The sequence below is a fragment of the Thioalkalivibrio thiocyanodenitrificans ARhD 1 genome (assembly GCF_000378965.1).
GTDB classification, from domain to species: Bacteria; Pseudomonadota; Gammaproteobacteria; order Ectothiorhodospirales; family Ectothiorhodospiraceae; genus Thioalkalivibrio_A; species Thioalkalivibrio_A thiocyanodenitrificans.
On the sequence record NZ_KB900536.1, the window covers coordinates 3,139,641 to 3,157,579 of the forward strand.

Here is a 17,939-nt window from a genome sequence, read left to right on the forward strand (position 1 = left end):
CGCGCCCCTTACTTCTTCGTCGTCTTGGCGCGGATGCCGAACAACTCCCAGAAGTGACCGGTGAAGTGGCCATGCACCAGGGAGAAGGCAAAGGCGACCCCTATCGGGACCAGGAAGTACCAGCCCCCCTGTCGGGAGGCCTCAAGGACCGGGTCGCGGAAGAGGTAAAGCAGCAGGTACAGGGCGGCACTGGCGCCCCCGTAGAGCAGGGTGCGGGTCAGGGCGCGGCGGCGTTCGACAGGCATGACGGGTCTCCAGGGAGACGCGGCATGATGCGGCGCTCCCGATTAAAATATTCCAGAGAAGAAAATTGCATATCGGAAGATGACGTTATTTTCTGCGCCAACAAGCATTTGTTCAAATGAATAAAATGCTCTAACATTCCAATATGGAATATAAAAACCTTCCGGACATGAACGCCCTGGCCACCCTGCGCGCGGTGGTCGAACTCGGCGGCGTGGATCAGGCGGCTCGAGCGCTGTTCGTGGGTCAGCCGGCGGTCACCAAGCGCCTGCGCGGCCTGGAGGCCAGCTATGGCATGGCGCTGATGCAGCGCAGGGGTCGCCGGCTGGGCCTGACCCCGGCCGGCGAGCGCGTGTATGCCTATGCGCGGCTGGTGCTGGACCACCAGTCGGCGTTGCTGGAGGATCTCGCCTATCTGCGCGAAGGGGCCGACCGGCTGCGACTGGAGGTGACCTTCGCCATCGGCGAGCACCTGCTGCCGGAGCTGCTGCTGAGGTTCGACGAGCGTCATCCCGAGTACCGCATCGAGAGCCGCATGGGCTACACGCGGCGCATCCAGACCCGCCTGGCCACGGGGCTGGCCGACCTGGCGCTGCTGGAACAGGCGCCGGATCATCCGGACATCCTTGTACAGAAGTGGCTGAACGACGAACTGGTGCTGGTGTGCGGCCCGAACCACCCCCTGTGGGGCAGGGACCAGCTGGGCCTCGACGAACTGACACGCCAGCGTTTCGTGCTGCGCGAACCGCAGTCGTCGATGCGGGCCACCCTGGACGGGGCGCTGGCCGAGCTGGGGATCACCGTCCCGGTGAGCATGGAGGTAGGCTCCACGGACACGATTGTCGAAATGCTCGGGCGCGGGCGCTACCTGAGTTTTCTGCCCCGTTTCGCCGTACAGGAGGCCCTGAAAAAGGGTGAGTTGCGCCAGCTGCGCGTGCAGGGCCTGCACATCTCGCGCACGCTGTGGATTGCCCGCACCCGCGCCAATCTGGACAACCCTGTCGCGGAGGCCTTCATCCGGCTGTTGCGTGCGCGCGCCGATGAAGGTCAGGGGACCCGCGCCGGCTGATTATCCGAATGCGGGGCAGGCGCGGCCCGAGTTGTCTCAGCCGCTGCTGCGGGAGGGCGCCAGGCGAAGAATTGATTCCACCACTGCGGGGTCGTCGGGCAGAAAACGGGATCGGGCGATGCGTTCCACCATGACCCGCCAGCTGTCGGAGGACCGGAACAGCTTCCGGAACATGGGCTCGGCCTCATTCATGTGGCCGGCATTCACCAGTGCCACGGCCCGCCAGAACACCAGTTCCTCGTGGTCCGGCGCCAGGGATTCGGCAATGGAGAATTCCCGCACGGCGGATTCGAAATCGCCGTTGCGCAGATAGTGGTCCCCGCTGCTGTTGTGATGAAAGGCCTTCTTCAACACCATCAGGCGGCGAAGTTCCCCGAGTGGCCGGTCGTGGTCCTCCACGCGCAGGTCGAAGGCGATGTCCTCGGCGGGGTCGCCGGTGAACCGGCCGTTGACCACGATGACCGCCGCGGAACGCTTGCCGCGCAGGTCGCCGCCGGCCTCCTCGCCGGCCTCCAGGGCCGCGATCATCCGGTTGACCAGCTCGCCCTGCGCGTCTTCGAAGGCCTCGGCCATCACGTCCCAGGTACCCTCGTTCAGCAGCAGGTTCCCCTGGCAGGCGTAGCCGTCGCCGAGGCGATGCCCGGCCGCCGGGATGCACAGGTTGCCGGTGTGGGCGGCCGATCCGCCGTTGGCATCGACCATGGCCACCTGGCGGTAATCGGCGTGGTGATCCCGGGCAAGCAGCGCGCGCAGAGCCTGGCCGGCGGAGGCGCCCTTGCGCATGAGGCGCAGACCCTCGTTTCCGTAGTAGAGCTTGGCGAACGACTGGATGGTCACCGACCCCGCGCCGGCCAGGGCGTGGGGCGTGAGGCTGCCCACGGCGAAATAGTGGGACTGCACGGCCACGCCCAGGTGCCCCGTGTCCGGGTCGCGGGCGACGATGGAATAGGTGGCCACGCACGGGTCCCCGGGCGGGTTCCCCTGCCGCCGGGCATGCGGGGTGCGGCCATCCGCCGTGGGGCCCCGGACGGACCGGTCGTGAGCTGTGCGCTTGATGTCCCTGGGCATGGCTGTGCGGAATCTACTCGGGCTGCTGAAGATCCGGGTGGGTCTCATCCACGCAGCGGAATGTCAGCGTGGCGCGGTAGAAGCCGGGGTCCAGTTCCCTGGACTCGATCTCGTCGACCAGGATCTCCAGACCCATCTGCCGGCAATGTTCCTCGGCCTGCTCGAGCGCCCGTTCGCCCGCTTCTCCATGATAGCCGCGGGCGAACGTGGTGAAGGTGCCGTCGTCCAGTGCGTCCACGTCGCCGGACGGGCCGCATCCCAGGGCCAGCAGGCCGAGGCATCCGAGGGTCGGCAGGCGCCATGTCCAGGCGGTGTTCTTCATTGCGTGTTCCCGAAGTCATCAGCGACAGTGCCCGGCACTGCGCGCGTAATCCGGTTGGCAGGTGGACAAGGGTGCCTGAAATCGCCGGACAATGCATGGCGGGGTGTCCGGCCACGTCGCCGTGGCATGTCCCCGGAGCCCGAATGACCCCGGCGCGCGCAGGTATTTGCCCGGGGACGCAGCTGTTAAGGTATGCGCCTGACCATGCATCCCTGTGACGCGACTCCCGTGGAGGTGGAACATGAGCGGACTGACGTCGGAAAGTTGTGAAGCGTGCCGCGTCGGCGCGCCGACGGTCACGGATGAGGAAATGGCGACTTTGGGCAAGGAGGTGCCCGAGTGGCAGGTTCTGGAACGTGACGGGATCAGGCAGCTCGAGCGCGTGTTCAAGTTCGACAATTTCGCCGATGCGCTGGCGTTCACCAACAAGGTGGGCGAACTGGCCGAATCCGCGGGCCATCACCCGGCCATTCTCACCGAGTGGGGCCGGGTGACCGTGACCTGGTGGTCCCACAAGATCCGGGGCCTGCATCGCAACGACTACATCATGGCGGCGAAGACGGACGCTTTGAGCTGACACCCCGGCGTATCCGGGCCGTGCATGGACCGTCTGCCCGGGTGAACCTGCCCGGGCCAAGCCCCTATCGCCCGGAGGACCGGGCTCCTACGGGTGCCTTGATCCTCCTGTAGGCGTCCAGGCCCCTGGGCGATCCTGCCCGGGCCAAGCCCCTATCGCCCGGAGGACCGGGCTCCTGCGGGTGCCTTGATCCTCCTGTAGGCCTCCAGGCCCATGGGCGATCCTGCCGTCGCCGGAGAAGGCTTTCCATTCGAAACGTTGAAAACCAGTCATTGGCTGTCGCGCAACCAGACGGTCAGCCGGTCCGCCGGAAGGGCCGGGGCATAGAAGTAGCCCTGCGCGGCATGACAGCCCATTTCCCGGAGCAGGCGCGCCTGCTCCTCGGTCTCGACCCCCTCGGCCACCACCAGCAGATCCAGTCCCCGGCTCATCAGGATCAGGGATTCGATGATGGCGCGCCGCCGCGCGTCCTGCCCGATGGTGGAGCTGAAGCTGCGATCGATCTTGAGGATGTGGAAAGGCAGCTCCGCCAGGTAGCCGAGCGACGAAAATCCGGTGCCGAAATCGTCGATGGAGAAGTGTACGCCCAGTTCCGTCAGGGCGCGCATGGTCTGCTGGGCCGCCGAATAGTTCTCGAGCAGGCTGCTTTCGGTCAGCTCCACCACCAGCGCCCCGGGGTCCACGCCGGTTCCGGCAAGGCGCTCGCGCAGGCCGGATTCGAATCCGGCCTGGCGGAACTGCCGGGCGGAGACGTTGATGGAGACGGGCGGGACCTTGAGGCCCGTCCCTGTCCACTCCCGGATCTGGGCCAGCACGCGGTCCAGGATCAGCTCCCCCAGCGGGATGATCAGGCCGGTCTCCTCCGCCAGCTGAATGAACTGCGCCGGGGCAGTGAGTTCCCCGCTCGGTCCAGGCCGGCGTGCCAGCGCCTCGAGGCCGATCAGCGAACCGTCGACAAGCGATACCTGGGGCTGGTACCAGGGAACAAACTCCCCGGCCTTGATGGCATTGTCCAGGGCCTGCTCCTGCCGGATGCGGCGGCGCAGCTCGCGCCCCTGTTCCTCCGCATAGAACTCGTAGTTGCGGTCGGGGTGGCGCTTGGCCCGGTCCAGAGCGATTCCGGATGCGCGCAGCAGCCCTTCGCCGGTACTCCCGTCCGTCGGGAAGAGCGCCAGCCCGATACGGGTGTCCATACGTATCGGCACACCACTCATGACGGTGAACGGTTGGGCGAATGCCTCCTGGATACGGCGCAGGGTGCCGGAGAGTTCTGCATCGTCCACGTCCACCTCCAGTGCCAGCAGGAACGTGTTGCCGTGCCCGCGCCCCGTCAGGTCTTCCGGGCGCAGGTGCTCGAGCAACCGCGCGCCCGCCTGGCGCAGCAGCTCGTCCCCGGCCTCGAACCCGTAGGTCTCGTTGATGTAGACCATGCGCCCGAGATTGGCGAGCGCCACGGCGATGCGCCGGTTGCCGATGCCGGCGCGGGCCATCATCTGGTCCAGGAGTGACAGAAACTGGAATTGGTTGGGCAGGCCGGTGAGGGCATCGTGGGTGGCCAGATGATGAAGGCGCTCCTCGGCCTGTACCTCCCGGGTGACGTCCAGGGCGAGCCCGTCCCAGACGACGGCGCCATCATCGAGCCGGTGGGGCTGCGCCATGATATGCAGCCACACGTGGCCGTCGTCCGGAATTCGCAGTCTTACCCTGATGTCGATGCCCGTGAGTGTTTCGGCGGAACGGTCCATGGCATGACCCAGACGTGGCCGGTCCTCCGGATGGATGGCGTCGAAGAAGTGGCGGGGATCGGCCTGCATGGCATCCGGGTCGATGCCGTAATTCTCGAACAGATTGCCGGACAGGTAGGAGTTCCGGGCGGCACCGTCCCTCGTGCGCACATGCTGGAAGACGATTCCGGGCAGGTGCCGGGCGAGGCTGTGGAAACCGGCCTTTCCCGGGTGCGGTGGGGGCTCCGCATGTACGGACTCCGACACGTCCCGCACGATGCTGATCACGGCGCGGGGCTCACCGGCCCGGTCGTCGACTACCTGCACGAGGTGTTCGGACGGGAACGTGGAACCGTCGCGGCGCCGCAACCAGAAATGGCTGTGGTAGCTTCCGGGTACGTTGTGCAGCACCCGTTCGCTTTCCCTGCCGAATTCCTCGTAGTGCGCATCGCTTACGTGCAGGATGCGTGTGCTCTTGCCCAGCAGGTCATAGGACGGATAGCCGAACACGCGTTCGGTGGCCGCATTGCAGGCAAGGATGGTACGTGAGCGGGCATCCACCAGAAGGACGGGATGATCCCCGGCCAGGAACGCTGCCTGGATCACGGTGTCGGGGGAGAAGGCTCCTGCGGGGGCCGCGCGCGTGTCGGGCGGATCTCTGCTGTCGGGGTCATTTATCAGATGCGTTCCCACCTGGCCCGGGATCGACCGTGCCGATGACATGCAGTCATTGTTCTGACAATAGCAGCCGGATTAAGTTACTGGCGCTTGATGCACACACAATCCGCGTGGGCTTGCGGGGTACCGGCCCTTTCCGTTACCACCTGCGTTTCCGGGACATCGCTCAGCCGTAGCGCCCGTCGACGCGGGGCTTGATGAGCATGGCCGCGTAGGTCCACACGAACAGGGCGAAGGCCAGGATCCAGACGGCCTGCGAGAGGCCGATCCAGAGCATGTAGTGGCCGGGCCAGGCCAGCGGCAGCAGCACCCGTACCACGGTGCCCACCGCCAGTAGTGCCAGCATCCAGGTCACCGCGGGCGGCGGGTCGAAGACGTTGCGGCCCGTGTGCCCGAGGCTGACCCGGCACATCATGCCCAGGGTGATCAGGCCGATGCCGCCGTAGGCCAGTGCGTGGGTGGCCAGGAACGGGTTCAGCGGCGTAACCAGGGCGGCTGCCTTCAGGGCGAAGCCCAGCGCGATTGAGGCGAAGGCCAGGTAGAGGCTCCAGAGCAGGGGCTTGCGCCAGATTCCCCGGACGTGCCAGTCGCGCAGGCGCATCACCTGGAGCAGGCATGCGGCAAGGGCAAGGGCAGCGGACAGCGTGGCCTGCGACAGGAATACCTCAACGATGATGAACGCCCCCAGGGACACCAGGATCGCCTGATCCAGCCAGGGGCGATCGGGAATGGTGACCGGTTCATCCACGCCCTTGGAAATGAAGAACGGCACCACACGCCGGCCCATGACGAAGATCAGCAGCACGATCAGGTAAAGCCCCAGATAGAGACCGATCTGCGCGCCATGGGGGAGCCAACCGAGCACTCCCGCGTAGAACAGGCCGTGGGCCAGGGCGAGCAGCAGCGGAATGGCGACCACCCCCGACTGGCCCCACTGGCGCGCCTTGATCACCGGGTGTGCCACGGTGGCCACCAGTGCCAGGGCGAACACCATGTCGAACACGGCCAGGGCCGGTACCGCGGCGCCATGCGGGACCAGCGCCAGTGCGCGCGCGGCGAGCCAGCACAATGCCATCAGCAGCAGCGGCATGCCGTTGAGCGTCTGCACGCCCGTCCAGTTGCGCACGGCGGTGAGCAGAAAGCCCGCCACCACGGCCATGGTGTAGCCGTAGAGCATCTCGTGGGCATGCCAGAGGGTCGGCGGCAGGGGCAGTTCCGGCCCGGCGGCACCCGCATGGTAGACCCAGGTCCACACCAGGGTGGAGAGCGCGGCGAACACGCCGGCCAGCAGGAAAAAGGGGCGAAAGCCCAGGTGCAGCAGGGAGATGCGGTAGTCCCCCGGTTGCTCGATGGTCAGCATGTCATTCTCCGGACGGTGTGGACCATGGAATCGAATGATTCCAATGTTGTTGATAACATGTATATACGATCCATGTTATGGGTCCATCATAGTCGCATGACCGGGATCAAGGTTCCATCCAGCCTGTAGGTCGGCCTTCAGGCCGACCTACACCTGCAGTTTCCTTCTCTGTGCCCTCTGTGCCCTCTGTGGCAAGACCGCTTTTCAGAGCATGCTTGCCACAGAGGTCACAGAGGGCACAGAGGTTCACAATTCCACAAAAAACGCTGGTGGACAGGCTTCTCCGCGTGCGTCTGGCCCGAACGGGGGTGCGGATTACAGGGTGAAGGTGAAGCCGTCCACCAGCAGGCCGGGGAGGTGAGCGCTGGCTTGGGAGCGCCGCGCATAAGTGGCCGTGTCGAACAGGTGCTCGCGTTCCTCGGTGATCGCCTCGAGGCGATCACCCAGCACGTGGAAGAGGCTTTCATCGAAACGCATGACATTCACGGGGGCCACGGGTCTTCCCTTTTCCACCCACAGGCAGGCGAAGCGCGTCATCCCGGTGATGCGGCAGTGGTTGCGGTCCGAATAGTTGCAATACCACAGGTTGCTGATGTAGAGGCCCGTGCCCAGGGACTCCAGCACATGGTCCTGGTGCAACGTGTCGCCGCGCATGGTAAGGGACTCGGGATGCTCGATGCTGCAGTTCACCCGCGCACCGTACTCCCGGGCACTGCGCGGGTTTGCCAGGCACTCCCGGTAGCGACCCGTGGTGATCAGTTCCACCCGGTCGGGCTTTATGAAACCTGACATGGTGAATCGCGGCGTGAGCCCGCCCGCGTGGTCTTCGGCCAGATCCACGCGCGAGTCCAGACTCAGCCCCTCGCGAACCATGCGCAGTAAAGGTGTCTGCGCCGTGCGGTGGCTCTTCAGCCCGAACCCGCCCCAGGCGAGCACGTTCATCAATTCCTGCAGGGCCGCAGGCGCGAGAAAGACCCGGTAACGCCCCGGCTCCAGGGTCCTGGGCCTACGCGCCAGGAGAGCCAGGGTATCGCGTGCGTAGTCCAATTGGCGTGCCACGTGATCCGGGGTGTACTCAAACCCCGCGTAGCCTTGCTTGACCGCCTGGTCCTTGCCCCCGTGTACGCTCCAGTCCAGGTTGAAGCTGTGGTCGCTGTGCCAGTTGAACTGCCCCAGGGAGTTGGCGAAACCGTGCACCATGCGCCCTCCGGTCCATACCCCTACCAGGTCCAGTCCGGTGGCGGCATCGAGCAGGCCTTCCACCGCCTCGCGTGAATCCGGGAGGCGGTTCTCGCCCCGATGACCGGTATTCACCGCTTGCGTGGCATAAAGCAGATGCGGGTCCTCGGGCAGGTGCGACAGGTGATCGCGCAAGCGATCGAGCAGGGTGGTGACCTCCCGCAGATCCATGCCGGGGTCGCCGGTCAGTTCAAGGCTAGCGCGGGCGTGCCGTGCACCCACGATCAGGTCCAGGCGCAGCCGCCGCTGGCGGACATGCCCGGCCTGGCGCAGCCGGCCGCAATTGAAGCGCACGAAATCGGTATCCTCGCCCTCCAGGTTGAGCAGGCCAACCTCGTCGTCCTCCAGGCGATCGAAGACCTGCGGGGCCAGTTCCCGGAACGCGGTTTCCGGATCAGTCACCGCCGAACACCTCCACGTCGCGGAACAGGCAGGGCGGTGAGGCGTGGCCCACCTGAATCATCTGGTTGGGCTCGCCCTTGCCGCAGTAGGGCGTTCCCCAGACCTCCCGGGTATCCGGGCCACCGACGCCGGCCAGGTTACGCCAGAATTCGGCGGAGATGCCCCGGTAATTGGGGTTGCGTACCAGCCCCCTGAGTTCGCCGTCCTGGATCAGCCGGCCGACTTCGCAACCGAACTGGAACTTGTTGCGATGGTCGTCGATGGACCAGGAACGGTTGGTATCCATCAGCACGCCATACTCCACCTTGGCGACGAGCTCATCGAACGTGGAGTTGCCCGGTTCGATGTTGAGGTTGGCCATTCGGTCAATAGGCGGGCGGTTCCAGGCACAGGCGCGGGCGTTGGCCAACCCCGGCAGCCCCGCGCGTACGCCTGAGGCCGCGCTGCCCAAGGGGCGCTCAAGGATGCCTTCGCGGATGAGGTAGACGCGTTCGGCTCGGGTACCCTCGTCGTCGAAGCCGTAGTTGGCCACCTCCCCGGGTACGGCGGGGTCATGGGTGACATTGAGCAGCGAAGAACCGTAACGATAATTGCCGAACATGTCCGGGCTCACGAAACTCGCACCGGCGAAGTTGCGCTCGTCGCCCAGGATGCGATCGAGCTCCAGGGGATGACCGATGCTTTCATGGATCTGCAGCGTCATCTGGCTCGGCATGAGCAGCAGGTCCGCCCGGGTGTCGGGGCATTCGGGGGCATCCAGCAGCGCCAGGGCCTCCTCGGCGACGCGTGTGGCGTCGTCCGGGAACCCATAGGCCGGCAGACGTTCCAGGCCGCCCTGCGTGGCCGCGCCCCAGCCGCCGCCGGTGCGCATCTGGGTCTGTGCGCCGCGGTTTGCCACGGCGGCATAGCCGGGGACGAGGTAGTGAAAGTCCTGCTCGATGACCACGCCATCGCTCGTGTAGAGATGAGTCTGCACATGGCGGTGGTCCAGCCGGGCCAGCCAGTCCACGATGGCGTCGTGGATCCTGAGTGCGCGGTTGATGTCCACGAGCATCCGGATCTTGTCGTCCAGCGGCCAGGCTTCCCAGGGCGTGTCGACGGCGGAGCCGTATCGCCCGGAGTGCCGCGGGCGGGGCATGCGGCCGGCATCAAACAGGGCGTGACGACGGTTAACCTCCAGCCACTGCAGTGCCCGGTGGCAGGCCGCCTCCAGCCCGGCACGGCTCAGTTCGCTGGTGGCCGCATAGGCCGAGGCGCGGCCGTCCACGAGCGTGATGTGCGCCCCCTGGTCCAGATCCTCGGTGGGGGGCTGGAGGACGCCTTCGCGTACGGTCAGTCCCCGGGCATGTTCGCGAACAAGCCGCAACGACCAGAACCCGACCGAAGGCACGATCGCCTTGAAGTCCTCCAGTACACGTTTCCACTGCATGGTCATGGTCCCTGCACGGTATCGGGAAACAGCAGGTCGATAAAGCGTTGGGCCGTAGGCCGCGGTGCGTGGTTGGCAAGGCCCGGACGCTCGTTGGCCTCGATGATCACGTAGTCCTCGCCACGCACGTCAGGCATGAGCAGGTCGAGACCCATGACGGGGATGTCGATGAGCCGGGCGGCCTCCAGGGCCATGCCGGCGATATGCGGATGCAGCAGGTGGGTGACATCGTGGATGGTAGCGCCCTTGTGCAGATTGTAGGTATCGCGCACCACCAGTTCCACGCCGGCCTCCAGCACATGGTCCAGACCGAAACCGGCATCGTGCACGCAGCGTTCGGTTTCGTGATCCAGGGGGATGCGGCTCTCACCCCCAGTCTCCTGTTCGCGTTCCCGGCTGCGGACCTTGATGAGGGTGCGGATATCGTCGTGGCCGTTGCCCACGATGGTTGGTGCACGGCGCACTGCCGCGGCCACGACCTCGTCACCGATCACAAGAATGCGCAGGTCCTCGCCGTCCACATGCTCCTCCAGCAGCACAGTGTCGGCGAAGCGGCGCGCATCACGCACGGCCATGTCCATCTCGTCGGCGTCGTGGATGTTCACACTCACCCCGGCACCCTGTTCACCGCGCAGCGGCTTGACCACGATACGTCCGTGACGCTCCAGGAATGCCCGATTGGCCTCCTCATCGCCCGCACGCACCTGTTCGGGGACCCGCAGGCCTGCTCTGCGCAGCAGGCGGAGTGTCGCGCTCTTGTCATCGCATAGGGACATGGCGATGGCGCTTGTCAACTCGCTGAGCGACTCCAGGCACACAATGGACCGTCCGCCGTGGGTGAGGCAGAAATACCCGGCCTCCGGATCCAGCAGCCTGAAGGTAATGCCGCGCCGAAGCGCCTCATCGACAATGATGCGTGCGTAGGGATTGAGGAGATCGAGGTCCCGATGGTGATCCGGTGGGCTGTTTCCCATGCCTGAGTGTACGCCGCCGGGTCGACCGGCAGCGGCTCGATGTGTGCTCTCCAACCAGTGTAGCGCGATCCGTCCCCGGGTCGCATTGGCGGGTCATGAAATGCGGGACCGGTCCCGGCCCGGAAGGCGGGTGTGCAGCGCCTCACCGTGTAGCGCCATTTGCCGGACGATGAGACTCTGTTCGAGCCTTGCACGTCCACCCGGCTGCAACGCAAGTCCCCTCCGGATCCGGCCGTGTTCGATGTTCCCTTGCTTGAGTCGACTCCCTTATGCACATGTTGCGGCACGCCCTCTCAGGCCGCCATCATCCGCTCCAGGGCGGCCTGGTCCGGCCCAATAAACGGCGCCGCGTCGGGGGCCTTGGCGAGGTTGTCCAGCAGCGTGTCGGTCATGCCCTCGGCGGGCGGCAGGTGGCTGCTCAGCACCGCCTTCGGCTGCAGATCGGCCACGGCCTGCAGGCTCTCCCGGAACCGGGCGCGATCGACCCGATGCAACCACGGGGCATCGACTGTCGCCCAGCCTGTCATGCCCGTGCGGAGCGTTTCCGGATCCACGTCTGCCGCGTGCACGGCCGCCGCCGGAAGGAGGGCGCCGAAACAATCGGCGCTGAACAGCGTGCCCGTGGTCGGATCGAACAGGCCGGTGGATTCCGGCGCATCGAACACTGGGGGCGTCACGGCCAGCAGTCTGCGGTCGCCTGCATCCAGCGACTGCCCGGGGTTGAGCAGGTGGATCCGGTCCACCGGCAGCCCCAGGAGGCCCATCTTGGCCATGCCGAGGAAGGTCGTGACGACCCGTGCCCGGGGTGCCCGCTCCAATACCGAGGCCAGATTGCCCACGTGGTCCGGGTCCGGATGGGTCAGCCAGATCCAGTCGAGCCGCGCCGGGTCGATGGATTGTTCCAGCGCACGGAGAAACGCGGCCCCGAGGGCCGCGTTGCCCGTGTCCACCAGCACCGGCCGGGCGGCTCGGATCACGAAGGCGTTGACGGGTAGCACGCCGAAGCCGGGCACCGGCAGCCAGGTGCCCAGGGCGTCCACGTCGGGGTTGACGGAGGTGGTGCTGATCAAGGGTTGTTCGATCATTGGGATGCTTCTCCCCGGGGTGGGTTGAACAGGGCGGCTTTCACCTGGTCGGCAGGCTTTTTTTTTCAGTGAACACATATGTTCACTGCGTATGGAAGATAGTCCCGGTGCAGCCGCTTGTCAATATTTGGATAAACATCTATGATCACCGATATGGAGAAACGCAGATACACGCTCAGGAAGCGCGCCGAGGCGAAGGAGGACACGCGGGCGCGCATCGTCGATGCCATCATCGATGTGCACCGGGAACTGGGGCCGCGCAACGCCACCGTGAGCGCCGTCGCCGAGCGGGCGGGTGTGCAGCGGCTGACGGTGTACCGGCATTTCCCGGACGACGCGAGCCTGTTCGAGGCCTGCACGTCGACCTGGCTGGAGCGCAACCCGCCGCCGGACGCGGCATTCCTCGAGGGGATCGCCGATCCGGCCGCGCGCACGCGGCGGGGGCTGGAGGCGCTCTACGGGTATTACCGGAGAACCCGGCGCATGTGGGCGGTCTCCTACCGGGACATGGAGGAAGTACCGGCCCTTCAGGAACCCATGGCCGGTTTCGAGGCCGGGCTGGAAGATTATCTCCAGGCCCTCTTGCGGGGCTGGGGACTGCGCGGCGCGCGCCGCGCCCGCGTGGCGGATACCCTGGCGCTGGCGCTGCGTTTTCACACCTGGGAGGCACTGGCGACACGGGGGCGCGACGATGCGTCCAAGGCCGGGCTGGTGATGGAATGGCTCGCGGGCATCACAGGCGGGCGGTCGTTGCGATGACCGGCCGGATCTCCCTGCGGCGGGTCCATGCCGAACCGCAGGCTGAAGACGGTCTGCGCGTGCTGGTGGACCGGCTCTGGCCGCGCGGCCTGCGCAAGGCCGATGCAGCCGTGGACCTGTGGCTGCGGGAGATCGCGCCGTCCCACGAGCTGCGCCGCTGGTTCGGCCACGATCCGGCACGCTGGACGGAATTCCGTGCCCGCTACCGGGACGAACTGGCCGGCCGGCCGGATCGCCTGCGCGAACTGATGGCGCACTGCCGGCGCGGCCCGGTGACCCTGCTATACGCCGCTCGGGACGGCGACCGCAACAATGCGGTTGTGCTGCTCGAAGTGCTGCGGGAGGAGCTTGCGGAAGAGGCGCGCGTCGATGAACCCGCATCTCCCGTGTGCTATGCCCCGCCGGATCACGGTCACACCTGATCCCGGAGGGTGTCGCCATGGAAGCGCGGCCTGGCTGCGCATCCGCGCGGTCAACCCCGACCCCCGTGTTCCGCCGTCAAGGCGCCTTCCGCGGTGGGCGGGGATCGGCGCGGCACCCCCCGCGGCCCCTGGTCATCCGTCGGCGCCGGTCTCCCGCGGTGCCTGTACGCGTTGCTCATCGGGCAGACGCACCTCCTCGGTTCGCCACACCAGCAGCCACGCCACCGCGGCAGTCGCCACGCCCCAGAACCACATGCCGTTGGTCATCGGAAAGGGCGTGCCGTCCATCGCCGCGCCCAGCCACAGGCCCATGGCGAAGGCTGCCAGCATCATCAGGAATCCGCAAAGCGCCGAGGCCGCGCCTGCGGCGTAGGGGAACGGCGCCACTGCGCCGCTTTGCCCGCAGGGCTGGTGCACGCCGTGGCCGAGCATGAAGAGGTACTGCGGCACCATGATTGCCCAGATCCCATGCACCCCGGCGAGCGCCAGCACCCCGAACGATGTGCCGCCTGCCAGCGAGAACAGTCCCCCGATGGCCACGGTCTGCCGGACGCCGAACCGGATCAGCAGGCGCCGGCACATGAAGGTGCCGAACAGGTAGGCGGCCGACATGGAGGCCATCCAGAAGCCGTAAGCGGTGCGCGGCACCCCGTGGATCTCGATGAGCACAAACGGGGATGCCGCCAGGAAGGTGAACAGTCCGCCATAGGTGGCCGCCGCCAGCAGCGCGAAGGACCAGAAGGCATGCCTGGAAAGGATGTGGCCCCAGATTTTGACCAGCATGGTCGGCTGCAGGGCGCGCGGGTTGGGCTCGCGCACCGTCTCCTCGAAGCGCAGCACCAGCAGCGCCAGGGTCAGGGCGCCGAACACCGCCAGCATCAGCAGGCTCGCCCGCCACCCGAACGCGTCGGTCAAAAGGCCGCCCAGCGGTGCGCTCAGGCAGGCGATGACCCCCAGCCCGGAGAAACCCTTGCTCATCACCCGCGCCGCGACCTCCGGGGTATACAGGTCGCGCACGATGGCCCGGGCGCACATCACCGACGCCCCCATGGCCGCTCCCTGCACGGCGCGCCAGACGACCAGCTGCATCATCGTGTCGGCGAACGTGCTGGCCAGGGCGGCCAGGGTGTAGAGGGACAGGCCGACCAGCAGCACCGGACGGCGCCCGAAGCGATCCGACAGCGGCCCCCAGATGAGCTGTGAAGCGCCAAAGGCGAGCAGCATCGCGCCCAGTGTCAGCTGACCCAGCGCCACGGGGGCATCCAGTTCCGCGGTCATGGTCGGCAGGGCCGGGAGGTAGAGGTCGGTGGTGATCGGCTGGATGCCGAGCAGCAGGGACAGGATGAGGACGATCAGTCGTGGGGACATCATGCAGCATTTCGCCGGGTCAGGGCGCAAGGGCGCCGCCCTGTGTCGCCGGCCGCTCGCACGCTTGCTGGGTGCCCGTCATGATGCCGACAAGGCCGATCCGGCGCCAGTAACCGGAGCTCCGGCAGGTATAGCGTTGAGCGATTGCCGGAGCGCCGGCATAGAATCGGCCCATTGATCCCGGGCAACCCGTGTACCTTGTCCGGGTGGCCGAACCGGCAGTCTCACGCGGGCCTCGATCTCGCCTGGCATTGATACGACACCCCTGTTCGGGGATGATCTGTTTCCGGTCGCGCGCGCCTGTCCTGTTTCAGGGTCCCGGCATTCGCGCGGCCCGTGTACTTCAGCCCGCCGCCGGCACCCGGCCGTTGGCATGACCCCGGGTTGGTCCCTGCGTCTTTGCATGTTGCAAGCACCTGCAATCCTTGAATGCGCACTCTGTGGCCGTGGCGCGATCGGGCACGCCGCGGATCGCCGGCGCCGTTTCTTCCGCTGCCGGAACTGCGGACTGGTGTTTGCCGATCCGGCCACGCATCCGCATGCGGCCGCCGAGCGCGCCACCTACGACCTGCACGAGAACGACCCGGCGGATCCCCGCTACCGGGCCTTTCTTGCGCGTCTGTCCGGGCCGCTGCTGCAGCACCTGCGGCCGGGCATGGAGGGGCTCGATTACGGCTGCGGGCCGGGGCCGGCACTGTCCGTGATGCTGGAAGAGGCGGGCATGCGCATGGCCCTCTACGATCCCTTTTACGCACCGGACATGGCCGTCCTGGAGCGCCGCTATGATTTTGTGACCTGCACGGAAGTGGTGGAGCACTTCCACCGCCCGGCCGCGGACTGGACGCGGTTGGCCGGTCTGCTGCGCCCCGGCGGTCGGCTCGGGGTGATGACCCGCATGGTGCCCGAGGACCGGGCGTTTCATCGGTGGCATTACAAGAACGATCCGACTCATGTGGCTTTCTACAGCCCGCGGGTGATGGCGTGGCTGGCCGGACACCTGGGCCTGGAGATCGACCTGATGGAAGGCGACGTGGTGCTGATGCGCAGGCCCTGACGGTGCCATTGCCCAAACCCCGCGCCGCGTTTACAGTCGATCCACACTTTCATCTCCCGGCAGAGGTACCCGATGTTCATCAGCGTGCTCGAACTGTTCAAGATCGGCATCGGGCCGTCCAGTTCCCACACCATGGGGCCCATGGTGGCCGCGGCCGCCTTCGCGCTCCGGGCACGTGAGTGGCTCGCCACGCATGGGGGCAACGCAGAGGTGTCCCTGCGCTGCACCCTCAAGGGCTCACTGGCCTACACGGGGCTGGGGCATGGAACGGACCGGGCCGTGGCGCTGGGTTTCCATGGCCACACCCCCCGGGGCGTGTCGGACCAGGACGTGGATGCCCTGGTGCAGTCGATCTGGCAGACCCGTGTCATTCCGATCGGCGGCGGGGAGGCCATCCGCTTCTCACCCGGGACCGATATCGTCTTCGACCGGGGCGAGCCATTGCCGGAACACCCCAATGGCATGATCTTCGAACTGCGCGATCGATCGGGCGAGGTGCTGCTCTCGGAGACCAGTTTCTCCATCGGCGGCGGATTCGTCAGCACGCTGGAGGAGATTCACCGCCTGGTGGCACCGCTGTCCATGGAGTCGACCGACGCATGCCCCTGGGGATTCGACTCGGCCCGCGAGATGCTGCGCATGGCTGAGCAGAGCGGTCTGTCCATTGCCGCCATGAAGCGCGCCAATGAGTTGGCCGTGATGACCGGGACGGCCCTTGATGAGGGCCTGGACGCCATCTGGGAGGCCATGCGGCGATGTATCCACACGGGCCTGGCGGCGGAAGGGGTCCTGCCCGGCGGGCTGGAGCTTTCCCGGCGCGCAAGGGCACTGCATGAACAGCTCGTGGACAACCCGAACGACGCCACGGTCAACGACTGGCTGTGCGCCTACGCCATGGCGGTGAATGAGGAGAACGCGGCCGGCCACATGGTGGTGACGGCCCCCACGAACGGCGCGGCCGGTGTGATCCCGGCGGTGCTCTACCGTTTCGTGCATGACGAAGGCGGCACCGTCGATCAGGCGCGTGAGTTCCTGCTCACCGCGGCCGCCATCGGGGGTCTGATCAAGCATCGGAGTTCCATCTCCGGCGCGGAGGTGGGTTGCCAGGGGGAGGTGGGCTCGGCCGCCGCCATGGCGGCGGCAGGCCTGTGCGCGGTGCGCGGGGGCAGCCCGAAACAGATCGAGAACGCCGCGGAGATCGCCCTGGAACATCATCTGGGCATGACCTGCGACCCGGTCCAGGGTCTGGTGCAGGTGCCGTGTATCGAGCGCAATGCCTTCGGTGCCATCAAGGCCTACAGCGCCGCGTCACTGGCGCTGCATGGCAGCGGAGAGCATTTCATGCCCCTGGACAACTGCATCGCCGCCATGAAGCAGACCGGTCAGGAGATGTCGTCCAAGTTCAAGGAAACGGCACTGGGCGGTCTGGCCGTGAGCATCACCGAGTGCTGACGGTGTCCGTGAGGGCTGCCGTGTCGGTGAGCGCCCGCCGGGTGGATACATGAGCGACAGCGATGCCCGCTGTCCCTGGTGTCTCGGATTTCCCGAATATGTCCGGTATCACGACGAGGAATGGGGTGTGCCGAGCTTCGACGAGCGGCACCTGTTCGAGATGCTGATCCTCGAAGGTGCCCAGGCGGGTCTCTCCTGGGCCACCATCCTCAGAAAGCGTGAAAACTACCGCAAGGCCTTCGATGGTTTCGACGCGGAGCGCATGGCGCGTTACACGCCCGAACGCATCGAGCGCCTGCTGGCCGACCCCGGTATCGTGCGCAACCGCCTCAAGGTGCAGGCCGCCGTGGGCAATGCCCGGGCGGTGCTCCGGCTCAGGGAGGACGGGCACGCGCTGGCGGACTACCTCTGGCGTTACGTGGACGGACGTCCCGTCATCCATCACTTCACCACGCTGTCCGAGGTCCCCGCCTCCACGCCGCTTTCCGACATCATGAGCCGGGACCTGAAGAAGCGCGGCTTCCGCTTTGTCGGCAGCACCATCTGTTACGCCTTCATGCAGGCAGTGGGCATGGTGAACGATCACCTGGTCCGCTGCCCCCGGCACCGCGTGCTGAACCGTGGCTGGAAAAGGCGTAAGGGGTAAGGCGTAAGGCGGAAGGCATTATCAGGGACTGTAATTAAATCTGTGTAACTGCTTGTTTCTGTTTATGG

The 17,939-nt window shown here is 66.5% G+C and carries 17 protein-coding genes; 7 read left to right on the top strand and 10 right to left on the bottom strand.

The annotated features are described in order from the left end of the window. Positions 1 to 8 precede the first annotated feature (8 nt). A complete protein-coding gene (locus tag THITHI_RS19245) occupies positions 9 to 245 on the bottom strand; it encodes a hypothetical protein (protein WP_018233903.1) in 237 nt (78 codons plus the stop codon). A gap of 143 nt (positions 246 to 388) precedes the next feature. On the opposite strand from THITHI_RS19245, the gene THITHI_RS0114885 reads away from it, so the two are divergent. Then, positions 389 to 1,312 (top strand): LysR family transcriptional regulator, encoded by a 924-nt coding sequence (locus tag THITHI_RS0114885; protein ID WP_018233904.1) that lies wholly within the window; start codon positions 389 to 391, stop codon positions 1,310 to 1,312. A 36-nt stretch (positions 1,313 to 1,348) separates the two neighbouring features. On the opposite strand, the gene THITHI_RS0114890 is transcribed toward THITHI_RS0114885, so the two are convergent. Next, complete coding sequence (locus tag THITHI_RS0114890; protein ID WP_232199431.1) at positions 1,349 to 2,269, bottom strand: DUF1028 domain-containing protein; 921 nt, start codon at positions 2,267 to 2,269, stop codon at positions 1,349 to 1,351. Between the two features lie 124 nt (positions 2,270 to 2,393). Continuing rightward, the gene (locus THITHI_RS19250) at positions 2,394 to 2,702 is read right to left on the bottom strand and encodes a hypothetical protein (RefSeq protein WP_018233906.1); all 309 of its coding nucleotides are present in this window, start codon (positions 2,700 to 2,702) and stop codon (positions 2,394 to 2,396) included. A gap of 241 nt (positions 2,703 to 2,943) precedes the next feature. Between THITHI_RS19250 and THITHI_RS0114900 the strand changes: the two genes are divergently transcribed. Then, positions 2,944 to 3,279, top strand: a complete 336-nt coding sequence (locus THITHI_RS0114900) for a 4a-hydroxytetrahydrobiopterin dehydratase (protein ID WP_026186391.1) — start codon at positions 2,944 to 2,946, stop codon at positions 3,277 to 3,279. 269 nt (positions 3,280 to 3,548) lie between these two features. Here THITHI_RS0114900 and THITHI_RS0114905 read toward each other — a convergent pair whose 3' ends face one another. The 6 genes from THITHI_RS0114905 to THITHI_RS0114930 form a co-directional block, all read right to left on the bottom strand. Beyond that, positions 3,549 to 5,726: a putative bifunctional diguanylate cyclase/phosphodiesterase gene (locus tag THITHI_RS0114905; protein ID WP_083908753.1), complete on the bottom strand. Its 2,178-nt coding sequence runs from the start codon at positions 5,724 to 5,726 to the stop codon at positions 3,549 to 3,551. Positions 5,727 to 5,847: 121 nt separating this feature from the next. Beyond that, entirely contained in the window at positions 5,848 to 7,041 is a 1,194-nt protein-coding gene (locus THITHI_RS0114910; RefSeq protein ID WP_018233909.1) for an NnrS family protein, read from the bottom strand. Between the two features lie 315 nt (positions 7,042 to 7,356). Then, a complete protein-coding gene (locus THITHI_RS0114915) occupies positions 7,357 to 8,682 on the bottom strand; it encodes a metallopeptidase TldD-related protein (RefSeq protein ID WP_018233910.1) in 1,326 nt (441 codons plus the stop codon). Continuing rightward, positions 8,675 to 10,117 carry a TldD/PmbA family protein gene (locus THITHI_RS0114920; RefSeq protein WP_018233911.1) on the bottom strand — a complete coding sequence of 481 codons (1,443 nt, stop codon included), beginning with the start codon at positions 10,115 to 10,117 and terminating at the stop codon, positions 8,675 to 8,677. Before THITHI_RS0114920 ends, THITHI_RS0114915 begins: the two co-directional genes overlap by 8 nt. After that, entirely contained in the window at positions 10,114 to 11,085 is a 972-nt protein-coding gene (locus THITHI_RS19255; RefSeq protein ID WP_018233912.1) for an ATP-grasp domain-containing protein, read from the bottom strand. The genes THITHI_RS0114920 and THITHI_RS19255 overlap by 4 nt, the downstream gene beginning before the upstream one ends. Positions 11,086 to 11,378: 293 nt before the next feature. Further along, positions 11,379 to 12,170: an oxygen-binding di-iron domain-containing protein gene (locus THITHI_RS0114930; protein ID WP_018233913.1), complete on the bottom strand. Its 792-nt coding sequence runs from the start codon at positions 12,168 to 12,170 to the stop codon at positions 11,379 to 11,381. A 153-nt stretch (positions 12,171 to 12,323) separates the two neighbouring features. Between THITHI_RS0114930 and THITHI_RS0114935 the strand changes: the two genes are divergently transcribed. Beyond that, positions 12,324 to 12,929 (top strand): TetR/AcrR family transcriptional regulator, encoded by a 606-nt coding sequence (locus THITHI_RS0114935; RefSeq protein WP_232199432.1) that lies wholly within the window; start codon positions 12,324 to 12,326, stop codon positions 12,927 to 12,929. After that, positions 12,926 to 13,351, top strand: coding sequence for a DUF488 domain-containing protein (locus tag THITHI_RS0114940; RefSeq protein ID WP_018233915.1), 426 nt, complete (start codon positions 12,926 to 12,928; stop codon positions 13,349 to 13,351). The genes THITHI_RS0114935 and THITHI_RS0114940 overlap by 4 nt, the downstream gene beginning before the upstream one ends. A gap of 132 nt (positions 13,352 to 13,483) precedes the next feature. Here the strand turns inward: THITHI_RS0114940 and THITHI_RS0114945 are convergent, their stop codons facing one another. Beyond that, complete coding sequence (locus tag THITHI_RS0114945; RefSeq protein WP_018233916.1) at positions 13,484 to 14,722, bottom strand: multidrug effflux MFS transporter; 1,239 nt, start codon at positions 14,720 to 14,722, stop codon at positions 13,484 to 13,486. 508 nt (positions 14,723 to 15,230) lie between these two features. Between THITHI_RS0114945 and THITHI_RS0114950 the strand changes: the two genes are divergently transcribed. The 3 genes from THITHI_RS0114950 (at position 15,231) to THITHI_RS0114960 (ending at position 17,871) form a co-directional block, all read left to right on the top strand. Continuing rightward, positions 15,231 to 15,773 carry a class I SAM-dependent methyltransferase gene (locus THITHI_RS0114950; protein ID WP_018233917.1) on the top strand — a complete coding sequence of 181 codons (543 nt, stop codon included), beginning with the start codon at positions 15,231 to 15,233 and terminating at the stop codon, positions 15,771 to 15,773. A gap of 72 nt (positions 15,774 to 15,845) precedes the next feature. Then, complete coding sequence (locus THITHI_RS0114955) at positions 15,846 to 17,225, top strand: L-serine ammonia-lyase (RefSeq protein ID WP_018233918.1); 1,380 nt, start codon at positions 15,846 to 15,848, stop codon at positions 17,223 to 17,225. Positions 17,226 to 17,274: 49 nt separating this feature from the next. Further along, entirely contained in the window at positions 17,275 to 17,871 is a 597-nt protein-coding gene (locus THITHI_RS0114960) for a DNA-3-methyladenine glycosylase I (RefSeq protein WP_018233919.1), read from the top strand. Positions 17,872 to 17,939: the final 68 nt, after the last annotated feature.

Bases quoted from the DNA above. Each gene is read 5' to 3' on its own strand.
- THITHI_RS19245 (WP_018233903.1), bottom strand. From the start codon at position 245: ATGCCTGTCGAACGCCGCCGCGCCCTGACCCGCACCCTGCTCTACGGG.
- THITHI_RS0114885 (WP_018233904.1), top strand. From the start codon at position 389: ATGGAATATAAAAACCTTCCGGACATGAACGCCCTGGCCACCCTGCGC.
- THITHI_RS19250 (WP_018233906.1), bottom strand. From the start codon at position 2,702: ATGAAGAACACCGCCTGGACATGGCGCCTGCCGACCCTCGGATGCCTC.
- THITHI_RS0114900 (WP_026186391.1), top strand. From the start codon at position 2,944: ATGAGCGGACTGACGTCGGAAAGTTGTGAAGCGTGCCGCGTCGGCGCG.
- THITHI_RS0114905 (WP_083908753.1), bottom strand. From the start codon at position 5,726: ATGTCATCGGCACGGTCGATCCCGGGCCAGGTGGGAACGCATCTGATA.
- THITHI_RS0114910 (WP_018233909.1), bottom strand. From the start codon at position 7,041: ATGCTGACCATCGAGCAACCGGGGGACTACCGCATCTCCCTGCTGCAC.
- THITHI_RS0114920 (WP_018233911.1), bottom strand. From the start codon at position 10,117: ATGACCATGCAGTGGAAACGTGTACTGGAGGACTTCAAGGCGATCGTG.
- THITHI_RS19255 (WP_018233912.1), bottom strand. From the start codon at position 11,085: ATGGGAAACAGCCCACCGGATCACCATCGGGACCTCGATCTCCTCAAT.
- THITHI_RS0114930 (WP_018233913.1), bottom strand. From the start codon at position 12,170: ATGATCGAACAACCCTTGATCAGCACCACCTCCGTCAACCCCGACGTG.
- THITHI_RS0114935 (WP_232199432.1), top strand. From the start codon at position 12,324: ATGGAGAAACGCAGATACACGCTCAGGAAGCGCGCCGAGGCGAAGGAG.
- THITHI_RS0114940 (WP_018233915.1), top strand. From the start codon at position 12,926: ATGACCGGCCGGATCTCCCTGCGGCGGGTCCATGCCGAACCGCAGGCT.
- THITHI_RS0114945 (WP_018233916.1), bottom strand. From the start codon at position 14,722: ATGATGTCCCCACGACTGATCGTCCTCATCCTGTCCCTGCTGCTCGGC.
- THITHI_RS0114955 (WP_018233918.1), top strand. From the start codon at position 15,846: ATGTTCATCAGCGTGCTCGAACTGTTCAAGATCGGCATCGGGCCGTCC.
- THITHI_RS0114960 (WP_018233919.1), top strand. From the start codon at position 17,275: ATGAGCGACAGCGATGCCCGCTGTCCCTGGTGTCTCGGATTTCCCGAA.